The sequence below is a fragment of the Comamonas antarctica genome, assembly GCF_013363755.1.
GTDB lineage: Bacteria > Pseudomonadota > Gammaproteobacteria > Burkholderiales > Burkholderiaceae_C > Comamonas > Comamonas antarctica.
Map to the genome: position 1 here is coordinate 150,373 of NZ_CP054842.1, position 25,359 is coordinate 175,731.

Consider the following 25,359-nt stretch of genomic DNA (forward strand, 5'->3'; position numbering starts at 1 on the left):
CCCGTCAGCAGTTGCAGGAAGCGGCATCCGCCGGAGTGCACACAGCGCCCTGGCAGCAGTTTTCTGTGAGATAGGCCAACAAGTCGTTCATCGCCGGAAAGGCCGCGCGGTACAAGACGTTGCGGCCCTGACGCTCCTGGCTCACCAGCTCGGCATGCGACAGTTCTTTGAGGTGAAAGGACAGCGCATTGGGCGCAATGCCCAGTTGCTCGGCCAGAGCGCTCGGCGTCAATCCATCGGGACCTGCCACCACCAGCGCACGGAACACCCGCAGACGGGCTTCGTGGGCCAAGGCAGAAAGAGAACGTATGACTTGGATTTCTTGCATAAATCAATAATACAGCAACTATTGAAATATTGAAACGATGTACCTGAAGTCTGCGGTTTTTCTGCCAACGATTCTGCCGTTGGCGCAAGAACTGCAACGCATGTTGGGCCAGTAGAGCTTGTTGATGGCGCAACTGCAATCTGCAACGCGTGCGCAATATGCGGCAGCCTGATGACGCACGGCCTGTGTTCATGGACCCGCCGAGTGTGTGATGGCCGGCGGAGATCGCCCATCTGGTGGAGTTACTCCGCCCAGGCTGTGGATCAGTTTTTCATCGCTCAAGGCCGCCTTCCACGGCAGCACGGTCTCGTTTTTGCAGCGGAAATTCCCGAAACAAGCAAGTCGTCATTGCCGGGGGCGTCAAAATTTGGCGTCAATACTTCTGAACGCCGGACAGACCGACTGCCGTGACACTGCGCATGCCCCCAGCCCCTGATCGGAGCATGGGACGCATTGTTTTTCAGGCTGAGTGGGGCGGAAATCGTGGGTTGAGATTTCTTTCATTCGACAATGAACGTTTCCAATGGTGGGTTGAGGCCGAATGGTCAGTCGATAGAAGTGGCTATCTGCGGGCGCTTCTACTCACTCGGGCGACCCTCGCATTTAGCGAAAAGCGCGATGGCCCTATCGCAGTACTTGCAATGTCCCTGGCAGCAGTCATGCATCAAGAACGCCACTAAGTCCGACAGCACGGAGAATTTTGCGCTGTAGATGATGGAGCGTCCTTCGCGTCGGCTTTGCACCAGTCGGGCTCTCTCCAGATGCGTCAGGTGAAATGAGACCCGCGAAGATGTGGCGCCTCCGAGCTGCTCGCCGATCGTGCCGGCCGCCAGGCCATCCGCTCCTGCCACCACCAGCATGCGAAGAATGCGCAGTCGGGTTCCCTGCGCAATTGCCGCGAAGCCATCTAAGGCCTCCTGTTCTTTGATCATTGACGTTACCTCTTGGCTCTGAGTGTCGCGCATGCTGCGTTTACAAAATGGCCTGCGCTTCATCTCAATATCTCAATAGATGTTGAGATAAATGTACACTCACTGCGCCATCCAGCTGGCAGCAGACAAAGTCGGCCCGCGCCGGCCCCAGACCCCACCGCCATCCCACGCTTTGCATTCCATGATGACTGACCTTCGAGAGCGCCTGGAGACGCGCCAAGTCTCCATCTATTTCATCGCGATTTGCGCTGCCGTGGTGTGCGCTCTCAGCATGCCAAACACCGGCATGCTGGAGCAAGCCATCAACCCCGCTTTGGCTTTCATGCTGTTCGTGACCTTCCTTCAAGTGCCGATGGCCGAGCTGGGTCAGGCGTTCACTAAGGTGCGTTTTCTGGCTGCTTTGCTTTGCGCGAACTTCGTGGTCATTCCTCTCGTCGTCGCAGTACTGGTTCAGTTTTTGACCGAAGACCCTTTGGTTCGGCTAGGCGTTCTCTTTGTACTTTTAACGCCCTGTATCGACTATGTGGTGACCTTCTCACATTTGGGACGCGCAGATGCCAAGCTGCTGTTGGCCGCAACGCCGGCCTTGCTTGCGCTGCAGATGCTGCTGCTGCCTGCATACCTCACGCTATTCCTTGGCGAGGCATCCGCAGACCTCGTTCGACTTGGCCCGTTTTTCGATGCGTTCCTTTGGCTAATCGCCGTACCGCTGGTTTTGGCTGCGTTGTTGCAGGTTTGGGCGGCTCGCAGCCCCACAGGTGAGCACTTATCCGTGCGCCTCGGACTTTTGCCAGTGCCCGCCACAGCGCTTGTTCTGTTTGTGGTCGTTACGGCCGTCATGCCCCAGCTTGGGGCCGCCGTAGGCACGGCAGCCCGGGTCATTCCGGTCTATATTGCCTTCGCGGTGGCCGCGCCGGTGGCCGGCTGGCTGGTTGCACGCGCTTTTGGCCTTCATGCACCCGCAGGGCGGGCCGTGGCTTTCAGCGCCGCCACTCGCAACTCGCTGGTGGTGCTGCCCCTCGCGTTGGCGGTCCCAGGTGCGGTACCGATACTGCCTGCCATCATCGTTGCCCAGACCATGGTTGAGCTTGTCAGCGAATTGATTTACATCCGGGTGATTCCAAAGCTTGGGCGCGAACGTCAGGGTGGTTAGAAGGCATGCGGGATCCTGGGTGGCATTGGCTACAGCTATGCGTCAACACAACCACATGCCGGCCACCCAACTGGGCAAGGAAAATCTGCCAGCGCTATCCAGCACCCCGGAGAACCTGGGCACATTGCTACGTACCGATTCGTCTTCAAGCTTGGCCGCCCAACAGAGGCAGCAAGTCCGCGGCGCAATGCAGCGCGTAAACCTGCCTCGATGCGTTGATGGTTGGGAGAGGACTTTAAATCGGATGTGTGCACCTGTTTGGGTGGGTGGGGAATTGAGGGCCTATCCGATTGCTTCTTCCAGTGGAGCCCTTGGTTTACCGGGGCTCATTAGCTGCGGTAGGACGCTCCTCACCCATCAGCGAGGCAATCACCAGCGCCGTCGCACCCCCCATGATGGCCATGTCGGCGATATTAAAGGCAGGCCAGTGCCATCCGTGCAGGTGAAAGTCGAGGTAGTCAATGACGTGACCGCGCAGCGCCCGGTCGAATGCGTTGCCCAAGGCGCCGCCCAGGATGAGACTGTAGGAGAGAGCTTCCAGTTTTCGCAGCGGGCGGTATAGCTGCAACACCAGCCAAGCTGAGACCACGATAGCGATCCCGAGGAAGAACCACCGTTGCCAGCCACCTGCTCCAGCGAGGAAGCTGAACGCCGCGCCAGGATTAAGCATGTGAACGAGGTTAAAAAAAGATGTGACTTTGTGCAACCAACCTAACGGGGTCGTAGCATCGATATAACTCTTGGTAGCCTGATCGGCGATAAACACGACGATCGCAAGCGCATACCAATGCAATTTTTTGGCGAGATGATTCATATCATTTACTTCGATTTAGACACTTCATGTTCGGCACTGCGGAGGTGTGGAATAGAGCCCGTTGCTCTAGATTGGCGCGAGCAGAGTCAGAATGAGGAACGTCCGAAAACGAACCAGTCCCCCAAATTTGCGTATTAACGGTAGAAGCAGACGATGTCGCACAGCTCGACTTGGCAGCGACATTCACAAGTTCCGCCCTTTGATCGGGGCGTTTCGCGCCATGCGCTGGGCCCAAGAACCCGCAGCCGCAACGCACGCCCAACCTAATGCAAGGCCGGCGATCACGTCGATTGGAAAATGCGCGCCTAGTACGATGCGCGACCAGCCAACTGCGGCGGCGAAAACCAACATAGTGACCCTGCCGGCCCAGCCCAATGAAGGCCAAAGTGCTGTTGTCAGGACGCCGATGTAGACCGAGTGCCCGCTGGGCATCGTGTACTGGCTTTCAGGTGCGGAGTGAGCGCGATACACCGCATCTCCCATGACCACGAACGGACGCGGTAGCGCGATAATCGTCTTGAAGATTGCAGCAACGGCAATCGCAAGGGGCAGGCCGAGCGCAAATCTGTATAACGGCACGTCAATCGAAGCTGCCCCCTCCCGGACCGGTGCTCGCCGCCAAACCAGCATTAAGAGCACAACTGCAGGCGCTCCCCAGTAGCTGCCGAGCGCGCTCAGGATTTCGGGCACCCAGAGCCAGCCGTCAGACAAGGCGCGCTGGGTGGCAAGGAAGATGTCCAAGTTGGCACCACCCCAGTCATACAGCCAGTGTTTCGTCCACGGTGCTGCGGTGGCCGGCACTTGCATATCCGTCATGCCGTCTTAAGCTTCAGCAGGCGCAAGCCATTGAAGACGACGAGCATGCTGGCTCCCATGTCTGCGAACACTGCCATCCACATCGTGGCATGACCCGTGAATGTCAGCGCGAGGAAAACCGCCTTGATACCCAAAGCCAGCACGATGTTCTGCGTCAGTATCGAGGCGGTGGTGCGCGACAGGCGAATGAACGTCGGAATTTTGCGTAAATCGTCATCCATCAGGGCGACGTCGGCCGTCTCGATAGCGGTGTCTGTGCCGGCCGCACCCATGGCGAAACCGATGTCGGAACGCGCAAGGGCCGGCGAGTCGTTGATACCGTCTCCTACCATGCCTACTTGGCCCTTATCGCCGATGAGGCTCTCAATGGTTTTGAGCTTGTCTTCGGGCAACTGGTCGCCACGGGCTTCGGAGATCCCGACCTGGGCGGCGATGGCGTCAGCCGTGTACTGGTTGTCCCCGGTGAGCATCAGCGTGCGCACGCCGAGCGACTGCAGGTCGGCCACGGCTTCGCGGCTAGTTTCCTTCACCGTGTCAGCGACGGCGAAGATGCCGAGCACTTTGATGTCGCTCATCAGCAGGATGGCTGTCTTGCCTTGGCGCTCGAGGGCTTCCAGCTGCGATTGCAACGCGACCTCGCTGAGGCCGAGCTCTTTCGCGAGACGGTGATTGCCCATTTGCAGCATCCGGCCGTCAATGCGGCCCCGCACGCCGCGCCCCGGCAACGCCGCGAAGTCGTCGACTTCGTGCAGCGAGATTCCGTCCCGATGCGCCTTACGAGCAATCGCTTGGGAAACCGGATGGTCCGAACGCACAGCGAGGCTTGCAGCCCAGGCGGCCACCTGCTGGGCATCTCCGCTCAGCGCCAGGAAGTCGGTCTGCTCTGGCTTGCCGTGCGTGAGCGTGCCGGTCTTGTCCAGCGCCAAGGCCTTCAGTTTGCGCCCGCCCTCTAGATAGACGCCGCCCTTGATCAGGATGCCGCGCCTAGCGGCTGCGGCAAGACCGCTGACAATCGTGACGGGGGTGGAAATCACCAAAGCACATGGGCACGCGATCACCAGTAGCACCAGTGCCTTGTAAATCCAATCGAACCAGGCGCCGCCGAAGGCCAGTGGTGGAACGACGGCAACAAGCAAGGCCACTAGGAATACAGCCGGAGTGTAGACCCGTGCGAACTGATCCACGAAACGCTGGGTGGGCGCGCGGCTGCCTTGCGCGGACTCCACTGCGTGGATGATGCGCGCGAGCGTCGAGTCGCTTGCGCCAGCAGTTACCTTGTACTCGAAGGAGCCAGTCTCGTTGATGGTGCCAGCGAACACCTGGTCGCCTTCCGCCTTCTCGACTGGAAGGCTCTCGCCGGTGATGGGGGCTTGGTTGATGGCCGAACGGCCTGCCGTGATGAGGCCGTCCAGTGCAATGCGCTCCCCGGGACGGACGCGAACCAGTGCCCCCTTGCCGATCTCCTTGGCGGGCATTTCTTTCCACGAGCCGTCGGGCTGCCGCATGGTCGCGGTCTCAGGTGCTAGGTCCATCAGTCCGCGAATCGCATTGCGTGCGCGGTCTAGTGACTTCGCCTCGATCACTTCGGCCAGCGCAAAGAGGAACATGACCATGGCTGCCTCGGGCCAGTGGCCGATTGCCATACCGCCTGTGACTGCGATGGACATCAGCGCGTTCATGTTCAAGTTACGGTTTTTCAGGGCGATCCAGCCCTTCTTGTAGGTACTCAGGCCGCCAGTGAAAATCGAGACAAGGGCGAGCACGACCACTGCCCAGTGAAATCCGTCGTTGGCCCAATAGACTCCTTCAGCAAACACTGCCGTGACGCCGGAGACTGCCATTGGCCACCAACTGGCTTTGTGCGCGGATGCCTGAGAAGCGCACGGCTCATCGGCCTTGTCTACCTCGGTTTCCATACCCAGCGATTCGATCGCTTCGACCACTGGCTTGATTGCGTCAGGCGCGTGTTGGACTGTGAGCGTGCGCTGCAACAGGTTGAAGTCAAGGCCTAGCACACCTGGCATGCCTTGCAGCTTGCCTCGGATCAGACTTTCCTCGGTCGGGCAGTCCATTTTTGCGATGCGCAGCTGCGTGGTGACGGTGTGCGGATCCAGCCGCTCGGCGCGCATACCGATGGAATTGAGCGCGTTCTCGATCGGCGCTGGCGAGGGAAGGTTGTGCTGAACGCCCAGTACCCGTTGCATGAGATTGAAGTCCAGGGCAGTTACGCCAGGCTCCTTGCCCAAGCGGTTGCGGATCAGCGCCTCCTCGGTTGGGCAATCCATGTTCTCGATCCGGTACGTTACGCGCTCGCCGGCAGGTGTCGCGGAAGTCGGCACGGTTGGCCGAAGCTGAGACGCCGGGGACTCGACCATCGCCACGGCTGCCACCGTCCCCCCGGGATGGGCGGTTTGTTCCTTGGCATGCATGCCAATGGCAGCCAGAATCTGCTCAATCTGGGTGCGCGACTCGGCGAGGTGCTTGACCGACAAAGTGCGCCCAGCTAGGTCAAACTCCAGGTCCTGGACCCCTTTGACCTCACCCAGCTTCGAGCGGATGATCTTCTCCTCGCTCGGGCAGTCCATGTTCTCGATGCGGTAGGTGATCAAGACCGCCGCTTCTCGGACGGCTTGCGCCTTCATGCCTACCGCGTTCAATGCGTCTTCCAGGGCGTCGGCCGTAACCAAGCTGTGCTCAACGGTAAGTTTGCGCTGAGGAAGGTCAAATTCCATTCGTTCCACGCCCGGTATCCCTTCTAGCGTGTATCTCACCAGTCCCTCTTCGCGGCGGCAGTCCATGTTGCTGACATGAAAAATAGTTATATCCGTGCCGGCCCGCTTCTCAGAAAAAGTCACAGGTTGGCCATTGCCCCCCGAGCAGCCGCAGGTATTTAACGGGTCTTTGTTCATGGATCGCTCACTGTTGGTTGGCGAGGATTTTCCCCGGATGGCATGATTGAACAATCTCTAGTTGATGTAGAGTCAAGTATTTGTGGGGAGAACAATGATGCTGCGGATCGGTGAGCTGGCCAAAAGGGCGGACTGTCTGGTGCAGACGGTGCGTTTTTATGAATCCGAGGGCCTGCTGCTCGAGCCGGCACGCAGCGAGGGCAACTTCAGGCTGTACGACGATACCCACCTCAAGCGCTTGCTGTTCATTCGCCGCTGTCGAGCCAAGGACATGACCCTCGCCGAAATCCAGCAACTGCTGAGCTTTCGGGATCGGCCCGAGTTGGACTGCGGTGAGGTGAACTCGCTGGTGGACTCCCATATCATCCAGGTACGGGCCAAAATCAAGGAGTTGCGGGAGCTGGAGCGCGAGTTGACGGACTTGCGGCGTTCCTGCGATACCGCCCGCACTGCGCGTGAGTGCGGAATTCTTAAGGGGCTGGCCGAACCCGCTTGAGACTCACGCGGCATGCAGGGTAGAAGGAACGACAGGTAATGCCCGCTTATGGGCCGTGCAACGGTAAGTTTCCAAGATGACTGCTGCGCTTGCCGGGTCCACGTGCTTACTTTCCAGAAAGTCGTCGATCGCACCGTAGCTGACGCCAATTGCGACTTCATCCGGGCGCAGTGGTCGCAAGATTCCAGGTCGGCTGTGGGAGTCTTATGCGCTAGAACCTCGTCACCACCGAGTGCCGAAGCCATCGCCCGAACACGACGCTTGGTGAGACCGCCCAGCGGGCTGAGGTCAAACCCTCCGTCACCGAATTTGGAAAAAAGCCCATCAGTGCCTCTGCGGCATGGTCCGAGCCAACCACAAGGCCCCCTGTTGTTCCCGCTACCGCATACTGCGAAATCATCCGCTGGAGCGCCTTGATGTTGCCGAGCACAAGTCCTCTTGCCATCGCGGAATTTGAGACCGCCGGCCTTTAGCTGGGGTTGCGTCGGAGGCCGACTTGATATCTACCTCCAGCGTCTCACTCGGATAGCTTTGCGCGTCCTCTTCGTCCTCTTGATCAGCCTATGCTCCATACGGCAGTCGCATCGCGCAGAAGCGAATTTGCATCCCTGAGGATGCGCAGCCGCTCTGCCGCGAGTTGGCAGAGCCGTCCCGGCGACAGTGGAGTCCACCCCACCACTGGCCCCAAGCACTAGCGATCCGGCCGTGCCGCCACGCGCGTAGTCCAAGAGAAACTGCGTATGCCCTATGAGCACGCTGTGCTATTGCCGGTTGAAGGGCGAAGCGGCGTACCTTTGTACGAGCTCGACACCGGAATGCGCCTGCGCAAATTTTGTCGGAGATAGTGGAGCGCGGCCGAACTTTGCGCAACGCTCTCGGCTTTGCCCTCGGTTTTGTCGCTACCAGCTCCGAGTGCTCCGCAGTAGTTGTTAGGCTTGGCGCTTGACTCTCCAGTCACTGTAGGTCTCATGATGTGCGTACTCGAAAGGAACAAGCATGGCTGAAAAAGACGAACACGGCGAACTTGGCGGGCGTGACGTAAATAATGAGGCTGACCGCAAGATCTTGAGGACTGTGTTGCTGATCAACCTGGCACAGTCCGCCGCCGGCATCGGCCTTGGCATGTGGGCTGCCTCTACCGCACTCATGGGTTCCGGCCTAGACAACCTAGCCGATGCTTCGGTTTATGCAGTCAGCCTGTACGCCGTCGGCCGAACGGCTATGGTCAAGGTAGGCGCAGCGCGTTTGTCGGGCTTCTTGCTCATAGGCCTTGCCGTGCTGCTGATGGTGGAGGTTTTACGCCGCTTTGCCGGGGACGAGGAGCCTGTGGGCCCAGCGATGATGGTTATAGCTGCGGCGAACGCAGCTTTAAATCTGGTGTGCCTGAGGCTGCTGCGCGGTCACCAAGGTGATGACGTGAACTTCAAGGCCTCAGCAATCTTCACGAATAACGATTCCATCGTCAACGGTGCCATCGTCCTGTCCGGTGCGTTGGTCATGTGGCTGGGATCAAATATCCCGGACTTGATATTGGGGATCGTTGTAGCTGCAATTGCAGCGAACGGAGGACGCGAAATACTTAAGGAAGCATCGAAAGCCGTACCGGAGTGATGCGGGCTTCTGCGAAATCGTAATTGGGACCATGGTGCATAAAAGCATCGCGCTCAGTCGTTAGAGCTGCGGCGCCATCTTCGAATGCGCCCCTTCACAACGCGTTACATCCCTCAGGATCGAATTTTTGCATTTCAAATGCATCAAGACAGATAAACACATATTCTTTTGACCGAGGCGAAGCGCAAGAAACCAGAAAAAATTCAGCACGGCTGCTTTTCGGGCCCCCGATGTGCCCCACTTATATCCGGTCACCGAGTTCGCCCGCTACGGTTGGCCGGCAGCTCAAGGGCTGGATTGCACCCGATCTGCTGGTGCTCGATGATCTCTTCCTGACCGAGCGCATCGCCGATGTGAGGGCCGAGCCGCTGCAATCCATCGTGGACCAGCGCTACAAGCTGCTTGCAGGCTCCACTGGATGCGCTGCTGCAATAGATCGCGATAACCGTTTGACTTATCGTTAGCTATTCTTAGCGAGTGGTTAGCTCTCGATCCAGAGCAGACTGCCACGAGAACGTTTGAGAGGCCCGAAGCGGCTTGGAGGGCCGGGTCCATCCGATAGAAGGGTTAGATACCACCGGATTCAGCATCGTTATAAACTATCTTTCTGAACCAATCTAACGGCTTGTCAGTCTCTTCGTAGAATCTATAAACGCTATAAGAAAGGCCGAAGTCCCTCAAATCGTCTTTAACTCTTCTGTCTTTGTGAACTCCATACCCATCTATCTCGATCACGTGCTTTAGCAACCATTTTGGACTCCCGTTATCATCTCCATAGAATAGGGCCAAGTCGTGTGTGATATTCTTTTCTGGAGATTGAAATTGAGGAACAAAGAGGAGCGCCGACGGCCCGCCGCGCTTGTCTTCTGGAAGGTCATCGAGATCCCAAGCGAACCAAGGCTCCCAAAGCCAAATTCCCTCATATGTACGCTCACCTATGCGGACTGAGGATGTAGATAACGTTGGAGCCGCTGGGCAGCGCTGACGAATGAATTCATAGGCTCCCAGAATAAACATCTGTTCCAGCTTGGAGTCGCATTTAGCCAATATTCTGAGAACGTTACTATCAAGTATGGGGGGAGGATTAATATTGAGCATCTGCTTGCAGATGTAGTTAATATCTTGTATCTTCAAGATCTCTCCTATTTCATTGAACGAGCCAAGGGCACGGTGGCCTGAGTGATAACTTGAAAAATTAGTCTTCTAGTGAGCGTACGAGGGCGATCAAGGTGGTTTGAGCTTCGTTCATGGTTTCATGTGTTGAATGAAGGAAAGTCTGTTGGAGAGCATGAACCAAGACATGAAACTCATCTGATCTGCTTTCAATCATTGAAACTCGTTCTATGTTTTTACTACGCAAAATAGATATTTCAGATTTCTGACTCGATGGAAGCTCCCTGAGTTCAACCCAGTGTTTTATTGAAACAGGCATGATAAATCCCTCAAAACTCTTACGAAAAAAATCAGGCTCGGCGGTGCCCGCGCCTAGGCTGCATTGTTAGGCGTAGCACGCTACGCATGGGGAATTTTTATATTGTTCTGTGTTCAAGCGACGCTGATGAAATGCCGCAATATTTTGGTTGTCATCCAAGTATTTCTGTTAGATGAAACTTCCAAATTAAAATCTAGCCTGCGGGGTCCGGTTTAGGGGCTGGTGATCACTTTCACATCTGCAGATGACACACTTTTGATGTAGGAGTAACTAGTGCCCAGTACAGCAAGCTGTTCTGCAGAGATTTTTGCTGCTGAAATGGCAGGTTGAACAATCACAAACTTGAAAATCATTTCGTGGTCATGACATTTATTTCGTAGTAGTTCCAAGTCCTCCGGAGTGCCCTTTAGAATTCGCTGGAAATTGTTAGACAATGATTGCTGATATCGGAGCATCAGGCGATCAAAGAATTTTTCATGGGTATGCAGCCATTTCACCGAACGTGATGCTTGCCCACAAACCTCATAAACGTCCTCCACGCGTGCGCCAGGTCGAGCGACTCCGTCTTTTTTTGGACAGTACTTGCAGTGGTAGAGGTCGACATAGATAGCGTCTGTGCTCTCCCTAATGGCCACTAGATCGGCGACCTCACCAGCGCCGTCATCATTAAAGATAAAGGAGTAGTCATTCTGAATTTTACTAAAAGTGAATCCTTGCACGGTTTCAAGATTTCGTGCTGCCTTCATCGACTCGCTGTGAATTGGGGTTGTTCCCCAGTTCCAAGACTCAATGAGCGCTGTAGGCAGCTTCAAATCCAAGCTGTTAGGAGCATAGGAGCGATAGTTCCCCTCCACGAGTGATCCATCCACCGCCAGAAATACCAGTGGTTCGGCATCAAGATAATGCTCAAGCGCCTTTTCTTCTGCGAAGATGATCTTCACCCCCGGACAACTTACCTTGTAACCATCGTCTAGTAGGCGAATCGTGATGTCCGGGAGATACCGATTGCCATCCGGCGCTGCTGCAATGACGGGTACACTCAGCGTGAGATCATCGGTACGCAGGGGCCTGCCGAGCATTATGTCGAGCAGATTGAAAACCTCAGCGTTGTACGACAATAAAATCTTTTGCTCATTCTCTATCGCTATAGTTTCTGGCCAGTCAACATAAAAAATCCCTTTCGGCCACATGCCTTCAATTTTGTCCGAACGCATCACATCCTTGAGCACGTCAGAGGATTTAATCGATGCGTTGTTGAGTTTTAGGGAGACTTGCTTACACCATTGGATCCAGTAAATGATGCTCTCGGAATTCATCTCCCAAATCTTACCCTTGTGAGAGCAGCCTACGGTAATGCGTTGTCCATTCTCAAATCCCGTTGCGAAGATGTTGGACTTCTTGGCCGTTCCATTTTGAATTTCATTGATGACGGCATTGACATCGCGCCCAACATGCATGGTAAATCTTAGATCCTTGCGCACTCTGGACAGACCAACGTTCTGCAGTTTCAGAAGTTTAATGTTATGTAACGTGCGGAACGCCGGCTCGCCGGTGATACGCCTAGCGTCCTTCGCGATCAAGCCTAAAAATCGCGCAGATTGCGTTTCATCACCTGAAGAGTGGATAAAAAGAGTCTGGTCATTTTTATGGTAATACGCAAGGTAAAGAAGCCAGGTCGTATCTACGATCGCAGAGGTTTGGGCCCACCCAACCGGCGTGTCGCGACGCGTAACCATGATGACAGTGTCTTGTTCATCGTTGATGGAGAGAAACTGCAATTGCTCCTTCTTTTGCGAAAAGTGCCGTGCTTTCTTGGGCTGCCACTTGTCTAGGTCGACATGAAAGGCAATCGCGCTGATTTTGGGATTTGGATTAAGCCCTAATATTTCATCGGAATCGGGATCGTTTAAGAATTGTCCGTTGAACGCCTCCTTTTTAATCTCGCGCTCAATCTTGTCATTACTAACGTCGCGGATGATCGCGCTCCAGTCCGCGCTCTCTTTGTAGAGAGCAGCCATTTGGTAATCCGTATTCTGATTCGCGATGTTAGAAACGAATTTAGCGTCACCAAGGGCCTGATCAACTCGGGTAAGTCGCCCAATAAACTGGAGCGTGACGGCAGGACTTCGATGCTGATCGTGAATCGCCGCTATCTTCAATTCAGGTAAGTCGAACCCCTCGCCAAGCATGTCAACACAGACGATGATCTTGTGCTTTTTCTCAACAATATCGTCCATCAGCTTAGCGCGACCTGGCACCTTGCTATGGATGAGAATGGGTGTGAGATCTTCATGTTTTTTGTACATATCAAACAACACTTCGGCGCGTTTTTGAGATCGTGCACGCACCATCAGCAGATGGTCGAAGCCTTGCTCGCGATCGCTTCGCAGCAGTTCTACCGCTTTGTCAGCCACCGCTTGGTCCGCCAACACGAGGTTGTATTCGCGCACAGGATGGAATTCGATCGCTTTGAAGTACCCATCGTTTTGAGCATCCTTCAACGGATAGTTGTAGATGATTGTGCCGTCCAGCGCTTGGTTGTCTTCACGAAACGGCGTAGCAGTGAACTGTAAGCGGGGCTTTTGTTTAAACGCAGATTTAACTCTTTCCCACGTCTTAGCGGCCACGTGGTGCGCCTCGTCAATGATTAGATGGCTACATAAGTCAGCCAGGGCCTGAAGCGCATCAGTAGTGAAGCGCTGCAGAGCTTGAGGTGTCGCGACAATGACATTCGCCTCAGAAAACTGCTGTACTTCTTCTATCGACATTCCAGTACGGACGGCCATGACCACAGGGTTGAGTGCAGTTTCAGAAACTGCACCGATCTCACGGAGCTTTTTAAGATCGCATTTCTTAACAAGTTGCGAACGCAACGCATCAGATGGAACAAGCACCAATGTCCTGGCCAACCTTCCAGCGATGAGCAGTCCCAATATAGTATCTGTCTTACCTGTGCCCGTAGGCATCACAACCGTGGCGGTCGAAGAGGGCGACATGACGAGATGACCCAGCGATGAGTAGAGCGCAGCCAACTGAGGCTTGCGCAGGCCGGGCATACAGGTTTCACGATTGGCCAAGTTAAAGTTGAATAGGTGCTGCTGCCAGCTTCCATAAACGTCTGAGTATTTCCCTGCCGTTTCATCCATTGCGTCAGCCCCTATCAAGAAAGATACGTACCGCTTTTAGTAGTCATAGTATCAGTATATGAAGCTCCAGGGCAGCGTTTATAGTAATACCGCGGGCTAACGAGTAGGAAGGCATACCAATTCAATAATTTGTACTGTCTTGGATGAGTGGAAGCACTAACTAACGGATTGCAATACCCGTAAAAGGTCTGCACGCGACGACTCGTGCTGATCCGACGAGTCAGATCCGATATCCACTCTCAATGGAAATCTGCCTTTTACGATTGTCCGCAAGGGTTCAAAAGCGCCATCTTGACGTTTGCTATAGCAGTAATCCGAACGGTGTCTACTATGCTAAAAAATCGAGTTACTTGTCTGGGATGGGATGTGGAAACCATGTCCAACCGACCCACACGGTCTGTTCTCGACAGGAGCCACAGTTGACACAGGAGTAAATGGCAGCAGTCAGCGTGCACCATACAGTTACGAGAGCGAGCTGATTCGTTGCTTTCTACTACTGGCTGCGCTCAGGTCACTGAGAGGCAACAGATCCGCAGACTGGCATTCGCCTCGAACGTGCGATATGAACTGATATGACTCTTTGGCACGGGTAACGCGTCCACTTCCAATAGCTCGCGATAAGTGACCGCCACACAGCGGCCATGCCATTCTGACGTCCGGTTATCGGAGCTGCAAAACCCGTTTCCTGTAGCTTTTTTTCTCTCGCTGGATTTAATTTGAATTTATCGACGCATCATATCTCTCATTGTGGTGCGTGTTGATTAATCGCAGTGCAGCTCTAAGGTGCAGTCCTCACCAGGCACTTCATGCCGCAAAAAAGCGCACGAAGCGTCTGCGGCATGGGCGTGTTGACCGATGTGGCGAACGCACCAGGCTGCTTGATATCCTGGCCCAGCTGTTCGATGGCAATGCCGTGAAGGTGGTGCCAATTCATGCAGAGCTGACCACCCAGGAGGCGGCGGATATACTGAATGTCTCGCGGCCGCACCTGGTCAAGCTGCTGGAAGATGGTCAACTTGCCTTCCATCGCACTGGCAAACATCGCCGGGTGCGATTTGCGGATCTGATTGCGTTCAAAGAGCGTCGCGACGAGGCCAGTCAGCTCGCCATGGAGGCCCTGGCACAGCAAGCCCAGGAATTGGGAATGGGGTACGAATGAGGCATTCGCCGTTCACGGCGGTCTACGACGCCTGCGTTCTTTATCCTGCACCAATGCGAGATTTTTTAATGTGGCTCGGGCTCTCGGGCGTCTTCGGGCGCGCTGGAGCGCACAAATTCACGATGAGTGGAAGCGCAATCTGCTGATCAACAGGCCGGATTTAACCGTTGAGCAATTGAATCGGACGTCGGGCTTGATGGATCGCGCCATACCTGATGGATTGGTTGAAGGCTACCAGGACTTGACCGAAGGCCCGGGGCTGAGAACGCGGACACCGAAGGTGTCCTAATGGGGCGTTTGCCGCTCTTTGATGTATTGGCGCAGGATGTCCATCGGCGCACCCCGCAGCTTACAAGCAACGCGTTGTGATGGGGTGATAGGGGCGGGGAAATCATTGGTTGGAAATCTTGTCAAAGTGACAAGATTGGGCGTTAATCTTATCGCTGCTATGCGGCAATGATGAGATTAAGGCATAGATGCGAGTAGATACGCATGTTCCAGCCTCTTCCAACGCAGCAGGGATGAGCTGTCGCTGAGCCAGCCTGATGTTGCCCCTGTATTCCTGGCCCCGTCCTATTCGCTATAAAGCGCCTGGTGGCGGCCGGCCTCAGCGCGTCGCCCAAGGCATGCTGCAGCGCGCCAGATGAGGCGCGTAAGCGAGTCTCAAGCGCGCAGTTTCATGGCACGCAGCAGCGCGTCAATCTGCCCGAATGCATCTTGCTGCCACTGCTCTGGCGTGCGATCACCCAACGCCTGGGTGTCTGCGACGAAACGCCTCACACAGGTGGGACCATGCCCCTCCAAGGTATCGAACTTATTGGCGATGTGTCGGAAGCCAACTTCGCCGCTGGGATGCCCTAGAAGTGGCAAGCACTCCTGTGCTAAAGCATCAATGCCGCCAGGATAGTTTCGCACGCAGTAGTAGATGTCATAGGCGTCTTTCTGCTTGTAGCGACCCGCCAGCGCATGGCCTTTCATTGCCAACAATGCAGGGATCGAACATACCGCTATCTCCACGCGGTTTGTCCCTCCGTCGGGCATCGGTCCGGACACCGCTACCAGTTGGTAAAACCGCATTGCCAGGTCGGCACCATGCGCTCGCTGCACAGCGAAGTCGTTGATCAAGGGCGGATTATTCTTAATGATTGCCGCGTCGCGCGGCATCAGAAAGTCGACCACGATGTCGATCGCTTCACCGCCATCTTGCACCGCAACTTTGCGCACCAGTTGAAAGCGTCTTAGTTCAGTGCGCTGGGCGTACCCATGGGCTTGGAGTGCGCCGATCAACGTTGCATACTCGCCGTCGCCGAGTGCTTCTGCATCCAGTCCAATGTCCACGTCGAGCGTGCCGACATGTGGCATGTCTTCGCTGGCCAGCAGCAGCCAAGGAACCGCGCCGCCGATGATGGCAAACTTCCCCTGGAAACTTCCAAGTATCTGCCCCATCTCGATCAGCACGGATTTGACGGCTGCGGTCGTGCGGTCGCCGTATTCTGCGGCAGACTGAGGTTCTTGCGGGGGGCTTATTTGGGCCACGAAAGCCTTTCTCTGCGCAAATGTTCGGCGGCTTCCGCACCGCGTTCGCCGGCAATGGATAAGTCAAGATAGGTCTGAATCGGACTCGTGCAGACAGCGCCAGGCGCCGGCTCGACTGTGTCGGCCAGCAGTTCCAAGTCCTTGGGCACAGTGACAACCACGTTCTCGCCCTTCGCAATTGGTGCGAGCTTCAGTGCTTTCTGCAGCTTGCTCAGGGCATCCTCGTCGGCGAAGAAGTAGTGCGTGCCGGTGCGCCCGTACGGAGCGAGCCAATGTGCAGCTGAGAACGACGCGAAGGCAGCATGTCCGGGACTCTTCTCGGTGCTACATGCGCGCCGCGCCGCATCTTCAAACGCACTGCCATGCATAGGCGTGTAAAAGCGCAGTCGCTCGCCTGGCGGTGCGCTGTAGCAGTCCCGCCATGCATCAAGCAGGGCATCTGGTTCTGACAGCAGCAAGCCGTCGTCTGTGGTGCGCGCCCATTCCCGGTCAATCAAACCGCTACGCACATTGCTGACGTGTCCCAAACTGACCCTGGAGATTTCGGAGAGCTCTGTGACGCGCCATGCTTTACCGGGCTCGCGCAGCATGGCGCGCAGCACCTGTGCAGACTTGGGGCTGAACAGCGATTTGAGTTCGCGTTGCACCGCGGAAGGTTTGTCCGCTACCTCACGTTCGATGAAAACACTGTCGAACGCAATGCTTGCGTTGCCCTCCAGATCCAGATAGCCCACGCCGTTCTCTTTGCACATCTGCCTCACCGCAGGTGAGAGGTAAGGGGCCATGAAGATGGGCGTCGCCTGCGGGGCCTGGTGCGTGACATAGTTCTTAAGTTCTAGAACTGCCGATCTTGCATAACGGGGCTGACCGTTCGATTTGTACTCACAGATGAGGTTGTGCGGTCGTCCGTGCACAAGCAAGCGAACGCAGAAGTCAGGCGCCCAATCGGCGTGTATCGTTTCACTCTCGATGCTCACCACCTGAAGAATGGGGATTTTTTCAAGCATGATGCGCAAGGCTTCCCCAGCATGAGTCTCTGAGGTTTTCACTGGATTTGCACTTTTCAGCATCTGCTGAAATTACCACATTTTTAGCCTTTTGGATATATTTCACTCAAAAAAGCTTTTTCAGCATCTGCTGAAACTACTCTACGCATTGAGATTTCATGAGCCGTGGATTGGATAAGTGGCATGCAACCGTCTCTCAAGACACCAAGTTACTCTTTTTAGGGAATTTCTCAACATCCTGACTAGCTAGGCGGGCGCAGCGTGGGGTTGAGGCCACCCCAGGCGCCAGGCCGATAGGCTACTCTCCGGTGTGTGGGCTGCAAACGCTTGGGCGATCTACTTGACGGGCCGCCGGCGGTCGCCCTGCAGCAGTTGCAATGACAGGTGAGATGCGGATTCGCGGATATCGTCTTCGATGCCGGCGCGCGCTGCAGTGCCATCCCGGGCCTTCAACGCGCGCAAGATCTTGCGGTGCGCGGCCATCCGCGGTGGCGAGCAGCAGATGCTGGCGATCGGGCGTGCGCTGATGGCCCGTCCCAAGCTGCTGCTGCTCGACGAGCCATCGCTGGGCCTGGCGCCGCTGATCGTCAAGGAGATCTTTTCCGTGATCCGCGCGTTGCGCGAGCGCGGTGTGACGATACTGCTGGTCGAACAGATGGCGAACCAGGCGCTGAAAGTGGCCGACCGTGCCTATGTGCTCAAGACGGGCGAAATTGCCTCGTCCGGCTCTGCCCGCGAGATGTTGGCGGATCCCGCCGTGCGCGAAGCCTATTTAGGCAAGCACTGAGAAAACGCCTAAGACGCTCGGCGCGTGTGCCAAATTGAACGCATTGCCTCCTCGGCGCCAAACGTATTGCCCCAGGACCATCATTGGAATGAGGTGCCGTCGCACGCGGCAAGCGCCGCGGCCCAGGCCATAGCCCTGGTACTAAACGGCAGCGCGCCAACTCTCAGGACCTTGACCACGGGTTACTGCCATAGGACTTACGGGCACGGACAAATCCCTGATGTTCTATGCCGCGTAGCTTCAGCAGGCTACCCACAGTCGCCTGCTGTGTGGAATAGATCTTGTCGGTCAAGGCAGTCATCGAGATCCGTAAAGCGCAGCCCGAGTATGGTTGCGATTGTGTACATCGTCTCTGCACCTTAGACAGCTGTCGAAAGTCGAGTAGCGATGAGCATTGAATGAGTCAAAACGTTTACTGGAAAGCGTCTGACAGCGAAGTGGGCGCTCAATCAATAATCTGGGCAGATGCGAATCACTCCGAATAAGGCCGAGCAAGAGCCGAACCAACTCTCCGCGCGCACCCTGAAAATTCTGATGTCATGGGAGAAAAATCACGGACTGGACATCATCCGGCAGCATCTCGACGAGGGTCTTTTTTCGCGTGATCCGGTGGAACGGTTGCTCTGCTACAGGTGGCTAGAACAACGCAGGCTGGCTCATCGGAACAACTGGGTTGTAGAGGTGGTTGTCATGGTGGGTGCCGTTGTTGCTTTAGTCGGGTGGCTCATCTGGTCTGCCTACCCATGATCCTCTGTTCCGAACGTGCGAAAAAAAACCGCCTCTAGCGGTTTGTGTAGGGTTCTGAGGTTCAGTTGTCAGCTCGGGAGTTCTGGAAGTCTTCGCGTCGTGTCGACCTACGCTTCGGTGTCATTCGTAAAACCATCAGTATCGCCAGGACCAGGCCGGAAAGGTACATCGTCCAAACTGCATAGTCGATGATCCAGTTCCTTGAGAAAGCGCACCAAAGGGCTGTGCCAGCTGAGAGCACGAAGATCAACAACAGGAAGAAAAAAATTTTGTCGGCCAAGCCCAAGGCTGCCATGAGAACAAGTGCACTGCCAAAGGCAACAAGTACAGCCGACGCTATGAAAAATGGAAAGTCAGACAAATGAACCCTCTTTCTTGAGGCTTCATTATTGTTGACACCTGTAGATACGGCAACAACATACAAGTTTCTTGGTAGGTCACCTGTAACGGTGTCGATCCAGTGCAGGCCAAGACAGCTTGTGGAGGTTTCATCCACCCATCGCAGTTAGGCTGAGGCGAGGGCCAAACCTCGGATCTGAGCAACCACATTCATCATATGAGGCAGCCATGCTGCTGAACCTGGAGAATTTTGCATGGTCGAGCTAGCTACTAAATCGGTGAAGGAAGCGGTACTAAGGGCGTTGCAAAAGAACGCGGATGACCTCCCTTTTTATCAGTAGCGAGTCGACGATCTTTCGCTTCCACCCGTGTACCGGCAGGCATTGCGGCAAGCGCTGGATGAGTGGGAGGAGCTTACGAAGTCTGCATCAGACAGTGATGCTTGAACTGGTTTCGCTCGGAGGACTGGCTACGCGGCGTGGAACCTGATGGATGCACTGTCGACAATGAGGAACGGCCAAGCTGGCGTCCGCGCGCGTAGGTGAGGCATTGCCGGCGCTGATCGTTTTTCATGCCGATTCGGACAGGACTGTGGGAGCGCGCAATGCCGAGCAGTCGGTGCAGCCAAGCGCGCGGTGCAAAGTGGGCATCGGCTGCCTGAACTTCAAGCCGCTGCTGCGCAGTATTGCGGTATCAGGCACAAGGCACTTTTGAACAGAGCGTGCATGCGGTGGAGGCAATCGCGGTAGTTAGATGGCACTGTGAGACGTAAGTCGTAACCGATTGGTTTGCTGCCGCAAAACTCGTTGTGATTGCCCTTGTAGCCGCGCATCAACGCGTAGTTGGTGCGTGCGACGTCTTCGAAGAATTCGGCGGCAGCGGCCAATGCCTTGTACCGGGCTGCAAGATCAGTGTCCGACGCGGTGTTCGCGGTCGAACGCATGCAAGAGTCTATGGGCAGGTGGACAACAGCCAGTGGTCGAACCTTCGCAAGGCAGCGCTCAGCTACCAGCCCATGACTGAAGAAACCGGTGCTAAGTCGGACGCTGCCCAAGCTGGACCCAGAGGAAGGCGACGTCTTTGTCGACGTATAGGGATAGGCTTAAAGCATCTTCATCGGATACAGCTTACATGATTGAATGAAACGTCAAATCATACGCATTCTAGAAAAATCGAGGTGCACTCCAACATCAAGAAAATCTCATGTAATGTAGATTGGTGTTCAGAGAACATTGCATGCCAGTTCGGGTTCGCATCCACGCTCATCCCCTTTCTTGTGCAAATTCGCATCGGTGGATACCCAGGGAAAGCGAAAGACAAAATTTTACAAGATAGGGGGTATGGATGCAGATCAGTCCGATTCGTTTGGCTCAGGGCATCACTTCCCACCCATGCACTCAACGTAATCTCGCACTAAATTTACACAAGATGAGGGATAGAGGGTGTGTGTCCCCGTGTTTGAACGACAGGCACCTGTCCATCAAGTGCTCAAAATCTGCACAAGATAGGGGTGATGAGCTTGGAAAATTCCATGGCGCAGCCTTTCCCGCTCGAACTCAAGCTTCATTTGCCAGTCTCTGGTCAAATGGAAGCGTAGGATTGACAGGTTGCTGGACTCTTCCCCCCTATCTTGTGCACGATGGACGAGACATATCGTCTGCACAATTCGAGGGGGAACACATCACAGACGAGGGGGTAGGTTTGCACAAATCCGGGGAGATTGCGTCACAATATAAGGGTGAGTGCTTCACAAGATAAGGGAGACAACCAGCTTGGAAGCCGCGCCAGCCCTAGCTTTGCGCCAGCTAAAGTAGGTAACTTATTAAAGTGTTATTGAAAACAAAGAAACGCAGCGGCGTTGCGTTGCCCCGTAAAAGTGACAAAACCATCCAGGCGCAAAGCCACCAAAAGCACTGTTGAAGTCGAGGCGCGGGAACTGCCACATGACGACAGCTCCAGTTCACTGGTTTCCCTCACCGACTTGAGCGTCGAGGGGGAGGGGGAGGCGCCTGCGCTGGTCGATCCGCAGGGCAAGCCGATTGCCACCTTCTTCATCCAGCGCAAGAACCAAGGCTCCAATTTCAAGAAGCCCAATCCGCTGGTTCACAACAAGCCACATGCCGTCATGACGGTCATGCAGCAAAAGCTGACCAACATCATGCTGCGCCACGCGCAGCAGAACCAGCCAGTCGAACCAGCCACCTGGAACATTTCTGTTGAGGAAATGCTGCGCCTGCTCAACATCACCACGCGCAACTACGGGCACATCGAGAAGACCATCGATGAACTCATGTCGATCAAGGTTCGCCTGGATGTGTTTGAGGAAAAGGGCCTGGCCAAGCATTTTGCCGTGGTGTTTCCCTACGCCAAGCTCTACGCAGGGGAGATCACCTTTAAGATCGAGTCCAAGGCCATCTTGATGCTTGGCGACAGTCCCTCGTACACCAATCTCGATCTGCTTGAACTTAGCGCCTTGTCCAAGGTCTGCTCGGTTCCCCTGTTCGAATTCTGCTCTCGCTATCTGGGCCTGGGCGCCACGCGTCGCATTCCTTGGGAAGATCTGCGCGACATGCTTGTCGCCTCGAAGAACATCCCCAACAAGGCGCAGCAGTGGAGCACGTTCAAGGAGCGCTATCTCGACCCGGCAATCAAGGACATCAACGCTTCGACCAAGTTGTATATCGAGGTCGAAACCGAGCGCTACAAGACCAAAGTCACCAACCTTCGGTTTCTGGTGAGCCGCCAGAAACTGGCATTGGAAATGTCTGCGGCCCAAAGCTCACCGCAGGCGAAAAAGCATCTGGTGGATGCAATGCAGGCGTTTGGGTTGTTGGACAAAGCAATCTACAAGCTGCTGAGTACCTTTGCCGAAGAACAGATCGACGGTGCGCTTCGGCACACGAAATGGCGAGTCACCGAGTCCAACCTGCGCAAGCTGGCCTATCCGGGCAGGTATTTCACCAACTCACTGAAAAAAGGCTACTACCAGGAATTCCTGGACAGCAAAGCTACGCCTCTGACAGGAGAGCTGTTTCCAGTGTCCGATGGCAAGCACGCCAGGCCGGGTACACCGGAGCAGGAACAGGCTTCACCATCTGCGAAAGCCAAGGCGAAAATCCGTGCCACGAAATCGGACGGACCGAACGGTGTCAACAAGGGCCGCGCCAAGATCAACGCTGCCGTGAAAAAACAGCGCATCCTGGATGTCAAGGCGATCCTGGGCGAGCTCGACAAGCCTGCGCTGCAGGAGATCTACGACGAGTACAACGGAACGCTCAGCACCGAAGCCAGCCGAATCAAGATCGGGCGCAATCGGGCAGGCGTATTGCCGTCTTTCCACGCCTGGTACGCGAAGAAACTGTGGGGGGAAGTCACAGATGCGGAAATCGTCAAACTCATGGAACGAATGTTGAGCGCATGACGTCGTGATTTTCCTCTTCATGCATTTTAAGGATGCATCATTAAATGGCGCCCAAAAGAATAGCTCTGCACTGATGAGTGCAGGGCTATTCTTTCAATTCAAATCAAATAGCGAACTCTTCCCGGTTTTTGACAGCCGCAATCCATTTTGGAGCCTTGCCGCGTCCAGTCCAAGTATCGCCAGTTTCGGGATTCTTGTATTTAGGTGCTACCTTGCCGCCAGCGTTGCTTGACTTTCTACCTTTGGCTGGTGGAAAGACGTCTTCGGCCGTTAAAGAGAACTCAGATACCAACGCGCGAACCTTACCGACTGCATCTGTAAGCTCCTTGTTGCGTGCTTCCTTGATTTGGTTTTCCAATTCTTCACGTTGCTTGAGCAGTTCTTTATAAGTGGACATCGTATGTTCCTTCTATGAGATGAGTGAATATAACTTCTATTGATTAAAGACGAACAAAAAATTTCCAATTGATGCAATTGATTTTTCCTTGTGCATACATGAAAAGCACATAGCCGACAGGTATGTCAGTCGCCATCCGACATAGAGGAAAAGTGAGCAATCAATCACATCTGATAGCGCAACGCCGTTCACTCGTTCCAATCACTCTATCCAAATTTTATGAGTCAAGCCACATTTCAGACGTCTCAACGTAGGCGAAGCCCCGATAGCGACACAACCCATGGGAGAATGTCTTTCCTAAGGAATTTCAATGAATGTACGTGAGCTCAAAGCTTCTGAACTCAAGAGTCTTTTGGCGTTGTATCAACACCTCCCTCCTGTGGAGGATCCCGCGCCCGACTTGGATACGATTGAAGCTATCTGGCAGGAATTGCGTGTCAGCCCATACCATAAATATTTTGGAGCCTATATCGAAGGCCAGTTGGTCTCATGTTGTGCTCTGACTCTTAGTCCCAATCTGGCACATGGTTCCCGGCCATATGGTCTGATTGAGAATGTGGTGACCCATGCAGCACATCGAAATCAAGGGTTTGCCAAAGCTGTGATTGAGAAAGCTCTTGATTTCTCCTGGTCAAGTGACTGCTACAAAGTAATGATCATGTCCAGCCTCAGCGACGAGGCGGCCCTTCGCCTGTGCAATTCTGCTGGCTTTGCGTCGAAAGAAATGCAGGCGTTTGTCGTCATGCATCCGAGTGAAGTTGCTATGCCAAGCTAGCATAGACATCTGCTCTTGTCGGGAGCCCAGCCAATTCTGACTTAGACGCCAGATCGAAGTCCATTTGGTATCCACAGACGGCACATTGCCCATGTGAAGCTATTGACAACGCCGGACGCAAACCCTCTCATTTGAACTTCATCTGGATATTCCTGGCAACGCCTACCGGTTGCGGTTCATGCTCGCAGGATTCTGTCAAAAAATCAATCCAAGCTTGCGCCAGACTGCTTGATTCGAGCGGCTTGAAGTCGCTGCTGAACGCCGAGGAATTCCCTGAATGCTTCAGGCGTCGAGGCTATGACGTCATAAGCAAATGGATCAAGATATCTACCGCGGAACTTTGGGTTGGTCAGAACCTGGCGCATGGCAGCGGATAGCTTTCTTCGCAACTCGATGGGTGTTCCCGCGGGGGCGGAGATACCAATGAAAAAAGTGCCGCCAATATCCTGCAGGCCCTGTTCGGCAAAAGTCGGAACATGGGGTATGGCTGCCATGCGTCGTTCGCCTGAGACAGCCAGGGCCTTCAAGCTTCCGTCATTTATATGCTGCTCAACCAACGCTATGGACAGCAGCGCAAGCTGCACCTGGCCTCCGATGATGTCTGGCATCAAGGCACTCGCTCCCTGGTAGGGAGCATGTACCAGCGAAACATCGTTGTTGCGCTCGAACGTGGCCATCGGCACATGCGTGATGCCACCGCGTCCGGACGATCCGTAGACCAATGTGCTTGGTCTCTTCTTAGCCAACGCTACCAGTTCACGTGCGTTGCTTACTGCCAAATTTTGAGTGGCTATCAACACCACGGGCACTGACACCAGCTGAGACACCGGGTCAAGATCTTGCTGGGCATCGTATGGCAGCTTCCTGTAGAGATGTGGATTCATCGTAAGCCCGGCATCGGTCGCGACCAGCAACGTACGACCATCGGGCCTTGCCTTGGCAACCTGGGTGGCTGCAATGATTTCATTGGCGCCTGGCCTGTTCTCGACGATCACGGGCTGCTTCAAACGCTCGTTCAGACAGGGCGCTATGGCTCTTGCCAGGGCATCGACCGTGCCGCCCGGAGGATATGGGACCACCAGCTTGATCGTGCCTCCTTGTGGCTGGGCACACGCTGCAATCGCCGCCACAAAAATGATCGCGCCTGCAAACATGTTTCGCATAGCTAACTCCTCGTTATCACGAAGAATTCCGTTGATAGCACGTCATTCCTGGTCCGAACCAACCCCTGTCATCAACAGCCCAACACCTTGCAACCGGCACGCATCACGACGGCCGGTGCCGAGACTTATTAAACAGTTAATAACTGAAAGCCTGATGGGTGTGAGGGCTCCTCTGCAGCATGCCTTATCACCACCTCACGCCGGCTGACGCAGTCTAGGCCTGCGCGCCCGGTCCGCAGAGTCACACATACGAAGGCGTTATTAAACATTTAATGATCGCCATTCAAGGGCTGTGAGGTTGGACACCATGGCGGGTGAACAGCATCAAAGTGCCAGAGAAAAACTACTCGACGGATTTGTACGACATGCGTGGCTCATCGTGTCGATGGAT

The 25,359-nt window shown here is 55.0% G+C and carries 20 protein-coding genes and 4 pseudogenes; 10 read left to right on the forward strand and 14 right to left on the reverse strand.

The features are described from left to right. Positions 1 to 4: 4 nt before the first annotated feature. Both HUK68_RS23020 and HUK68_RS23025 read right to left on the reverse strand, forming a co-directional pair. Positions 5 to 328 (reverse strand): ArsR/SmtB family transcription factor, encoded by a 324-nt coding sequence (locus tag HUK68_RS23020; protein WP_175506581.1) that lies wholly within the window; start codon positions 326 to 328, stop codon positions 5 to 7. Between the two features lie 578 nt (positions 329 to 906). Then, entirely contained in the window at positions 907 to 1,257 is a 351-nt protein-coding gene (locus tag HUK68_RS23025; RefSeq protein ID WP_175506610.1) for an ArsR/SmtB family transcription factor, read from the reverse strand. A gap of 187 nt (positions 1,258 to 1,444) precedes the next feature. Between HUK68_RS23025 and HUK68_RS23030 the strand changes: the two genes are divergently transcribed. Then, positions 1,445 to 2,413, forward strand: a complete 969-nt coding sequence (locus HUK68_RS23030) for an arsenic resistance protein (protein WP_175506611.1) — start codon at positions 1,445 to 1,447, stop codon at positions 2,411 to 2,413. A 316-nt stretch (positions 2,414 to 2,729) separates the two neighbouring features. Here HUK68_RS23030 and lspA read toward each other — a convergent pair whose 3' ends face one another. From lspA to HUK68_RS23045, 3 genes are all read right to left on the reverse strand, one after another. Then, positions 2,730 to 3,227, reverse strand: coding sequence for a signal peptidase II (lspA, locus tag HUK68_RS23035; protein ID WP_175506582.1), 498 nt, complete (start codon positions 3,225 to 3,227; stop codon positions 2,730 to 2,732). A gap of 183 nt (positions 3,228 to 3,410) precedes the next feature. Next, positions 3,411 to 4,043, reverse strand: a complete 633-nt coding sequence (locus tag HUK68_RS23040; RefSeq protein ID WP_244146435.1) for a phosphatase PAP2 family protein — start codon at positions 4,041 to 4,043, stop codon at positions 3,411 to 3,413. After that, the gene (locus HUK68_RS23045) at positions 4,040 to 6,952 is read right to left on the reverse strand and encodes a heavy metal translocating P-type ATPase (protein WP_175506583.1); all 2,913 of its coding nucleotides are present in this window, start codon (positions 6,950 to 6,952) and stop codon (positions 4,040 to 4,042) included. The genes HUK68_RS23040 and HUK68_RS23045 overlap by 4 nt, the downstream gene beginning before the upstream one ends. Positions 6,953 to 7,049: 97 nt before the next feature. Here HUK68_RS23045 and cadR point away from each other — a divergent pair, with 97 nt between their 5' ends. After that, positions 7,050 to 7,448 carry a Cd(II)/Pb(II)-responsive transcriptional regulator gene (gene cadR / locus HUK68_RS23050; RefSeq protein ID WP_175506613.1) on the forward strand — a complete coding sequence of 133 codons (399 nt, stop codon included), beginning with the start codon at positions 7,050 to 7,052 and terminating at the stop codon, positions 7,446 to 7,448. A 242-nt stretch (positions 7,449 to 7,690) separates the two neighbouring features. On the opposite strand, the pseudogene nadE reads toward cadR, so the two are convergent. Further along, a pseudogene (gene nadE, locus HUK68_RS23540) lies at positions 7,691 to 7,893 on the reverse strand (NAD(+) synthase); the annotation flags it as partial. A 551-nt stretch (positions 7,894 to 8,444) separates the two neighbouring features. Between nadE and HUK68_RS23060 the strand changes: the two are divergent. Beyond that, positions 8,445 to 9,059, forward strand: coding sequence for a cation efflux transmembrane domain-containing protein (locus tag HUK68_RS23060; RefSeq protein ID WP_175506584.1), 615 nt, complete (start codon positions 8,445 to 8,447; stop codon positions 9,057 to 9,059). Between the two features lie 278 nt (positions 9,060 to 9,337). Further along, positions 9,338 to 9,460 (forward strand): annotated as a pseudogene (locus HUK68_RS23065) (ATP-binding protein); the annotation flags it as partial. A gap of 166 nt (positions 9,461 to 9,626) precedes the next feature. On the opposite strand, the gene HUK68_RS23070 reads toward HUK68_RS23065, so the two are convergent. After that, on the reverse strand, positions 9,627 to 10,193 hold the full coding sequence (locus HUK68_RS23070) for a hypothetical protein (RefSeq protein ID WP_175506585.1): 567 nt from the start codon (positions 10,191 to 10,193) through the stop codon (positions 9,627 to 9,629). A gap of 510 nt (positions 10,194 to 10,703) precedes the next feature. Continuing rightward, a complete protein-coding gene (locus tag HUK68_RS23075; protein WP_175506586.1) occupies positions 10,704 to 13,637 on the reverse strand; it encodes a DEAD/DEAH box helicase in 2,934 nt (977 codons plus the stop codon). Positions 13,638 to 14,391: 754 nt separating this feature from the next. Here HUK68_RS23075 and HUK68_RS23080 point away from each other — a divergent pair. After that, on the forward strand, positions 14,392 to 14,796 hold the full coding sequence (locus HUK68_RS23080) for a helix-turn-helix domain-containing protein (RefSeq protein ID WP_244146436.1): 405 nt from the start codon (positions 14,392 to 14,394) through the stop codon (positions 14,794 to 14,796). Next, positions 14,793 to 15,049 (forward strand): annotated as a pseudogene (locus HUK68_RS23085) (PIN domain-containing protein); the annotation flags it as partial. The gene HUK68_RS23080 and the pseudogene HUK68_RS23085, both read left to right, overlap by 4 nt. A 410-nt stretch (positions 15,050 to 15,459) precedes the next feature. On the opposite strand, the gene HUK68_RS23090 reads toward HUK68_RS23085, so the two are convergent. Both HUK68_RS23090 and HUK68_RS23095 read right to left on the reverse strand, forming a co-directional pair. Next, positions 15,460 to 16,332 carry a hypothetical protein gene (locus HUK68_RS23090; RefSeq protein WP_175506587.1) on the reverse strand — a complete coding sequence of 291 codons (873 nt, stop codon included), beginning with the start codon at positions 16,330 to 16,332 and terminating at the stop codon, positions 15,460 to 15,462. Continuing rightward, complete coding sequence (locus HUK68_RS23095) at positions 16,320 to 17,402, reverse strand: type IV toxin-antitoxin system AbiEi family antitoxin (protein ID WP_175506588.1); 1,083 nt, start codon at positions 17,400 to 17,402, stop codon at positions 16,320 to 16,322. The genes HUK68_RS23090 and HUK68_RS23095 overlap by 13 nt, the downstream gene beginning before the upstream one ends. Positions 17,403 to 17,820: 418 nt before the next feature. On the opposite strand from HUK68_RS23095, the pseudogene HUK68_RS23100 reads away from it, so the two are divergent. Both HUK68_RS23100 and HUK68_RS23105 read left to right on the forward strand, forming a co-directional pair. Further along, positions 17,821 to 18,126, forward strand: a pseudogene (locus tag HUK68_RS23100) (ABC transporter ATP-binding protein C-terminal domain-containing protein); the annotation flags it as partial. A 465-nt stretch (positions 18,127 to 18,591) separates the two neighbouring features. Further along, positions 18,592 to 18,873, forward strand: coding sequence for a hypothetical protein (locus HUK68_RS23105; RefSeq protein ID WP_175506589.1), 282 nt, complete (start codon positions 18,592 to 18,594; stop codon positions 18,871 to 18,873). 61 nt (positions 18,874 to 18,934) lie between these two features. Here HUK68_RS23105 and HUK68_RS23110 read toward each other — a convergent pair whose 3' ends face one another. Continuing rightward, complete coding sequence (locus tag HUK68_RS23110) at positions 18,935 to 19,369, reverse strand: hypothetical protein (protein ID WP_175506590.1); 435 nt, start codon at positions 19,367 to 19,369, stop codon at positions 18,935 to 18,937. Between the two features lie 507 nt (positions 19,370 to 19,876). Further along, positions 19,877 to 20,155 carry a hypothetical protein gene (locus tag HUK68_RS23115; protein WP_175506591.1) on the reverse strand — a complete coding sequence of 93 codons (279 nt, stop codon included), beginning with the start codon at positions 20,153 to 20,155 and terminating at the stop codon, positions 19,877 to 19,879. Between the two features lie 933 nt (positions 20,156 to 21,088). Between HUK68_RS23115 and HUK68_RS23120 the strand changes: the two genes are divergently transcribed. Beyond that, the gene (locus HUK68_RS23120) at positions 21,089 to 22,633 is read left to right on the forward strand and encodes a replication initiation protein (RefSeq protein WP_175506592.1); all 1,545 of its coding nucleotides are present in this window, start codon (positions 21,089 to 21,091) and stop codon (positions 22,631 to 22,633) included. A gap of 103 nt (positions 22,634 to 22,736) precedes the next feature. Here the strand turns inward: HUK68_RS23120 and HUK68_RS23125 are convergent, their stop codons facing one another. Further along, complete coding sequence (locus HUK68_RS23125) at positions 22,737 to 23,030, reverse strand: H-NS histone family protein (RefSeq protein WP_175506593.1); 294 nt, start codon at positions 23,028 to 23,030, stop codon at positions 22,737 to 22,739. Between the two features lie 310 nt (positions 23,031 to 23,340). Between HUK68_RS23125 and HUK68_RS23130 the strand changes: the two genes are divergently transcribed. Continuing rightward, positions 23,341 to 23,805, forward strand: a complete 465-nt coding sequence (locus tag HUK68_RS23130) for a GNAT family N-acetyltransferase (protein WP_175506594.1) — start codon at positions 23,341 to 23,343, stop codon at positions 23,803 to 23,805. 203 nt (positions 23,806 to 24,008) lie between these two features. Here the strand turns inward: HUK68_RS23130 and HUK68_RS23135 are convergent, their stop codons facing one another. Further along, entirely contained in the window at positions 24,009 to 24,968 is a 960-nt protein-coding gene (locus tag HUK68_RS23135; RefSeq protein ID WP_175506595.1) for a Bug family tripartite tricarboxylate transporter substrate binding protein, read from the reverse strand. Positions 24,969 to 25,359 lie beyond the last annotated feature (391 nt).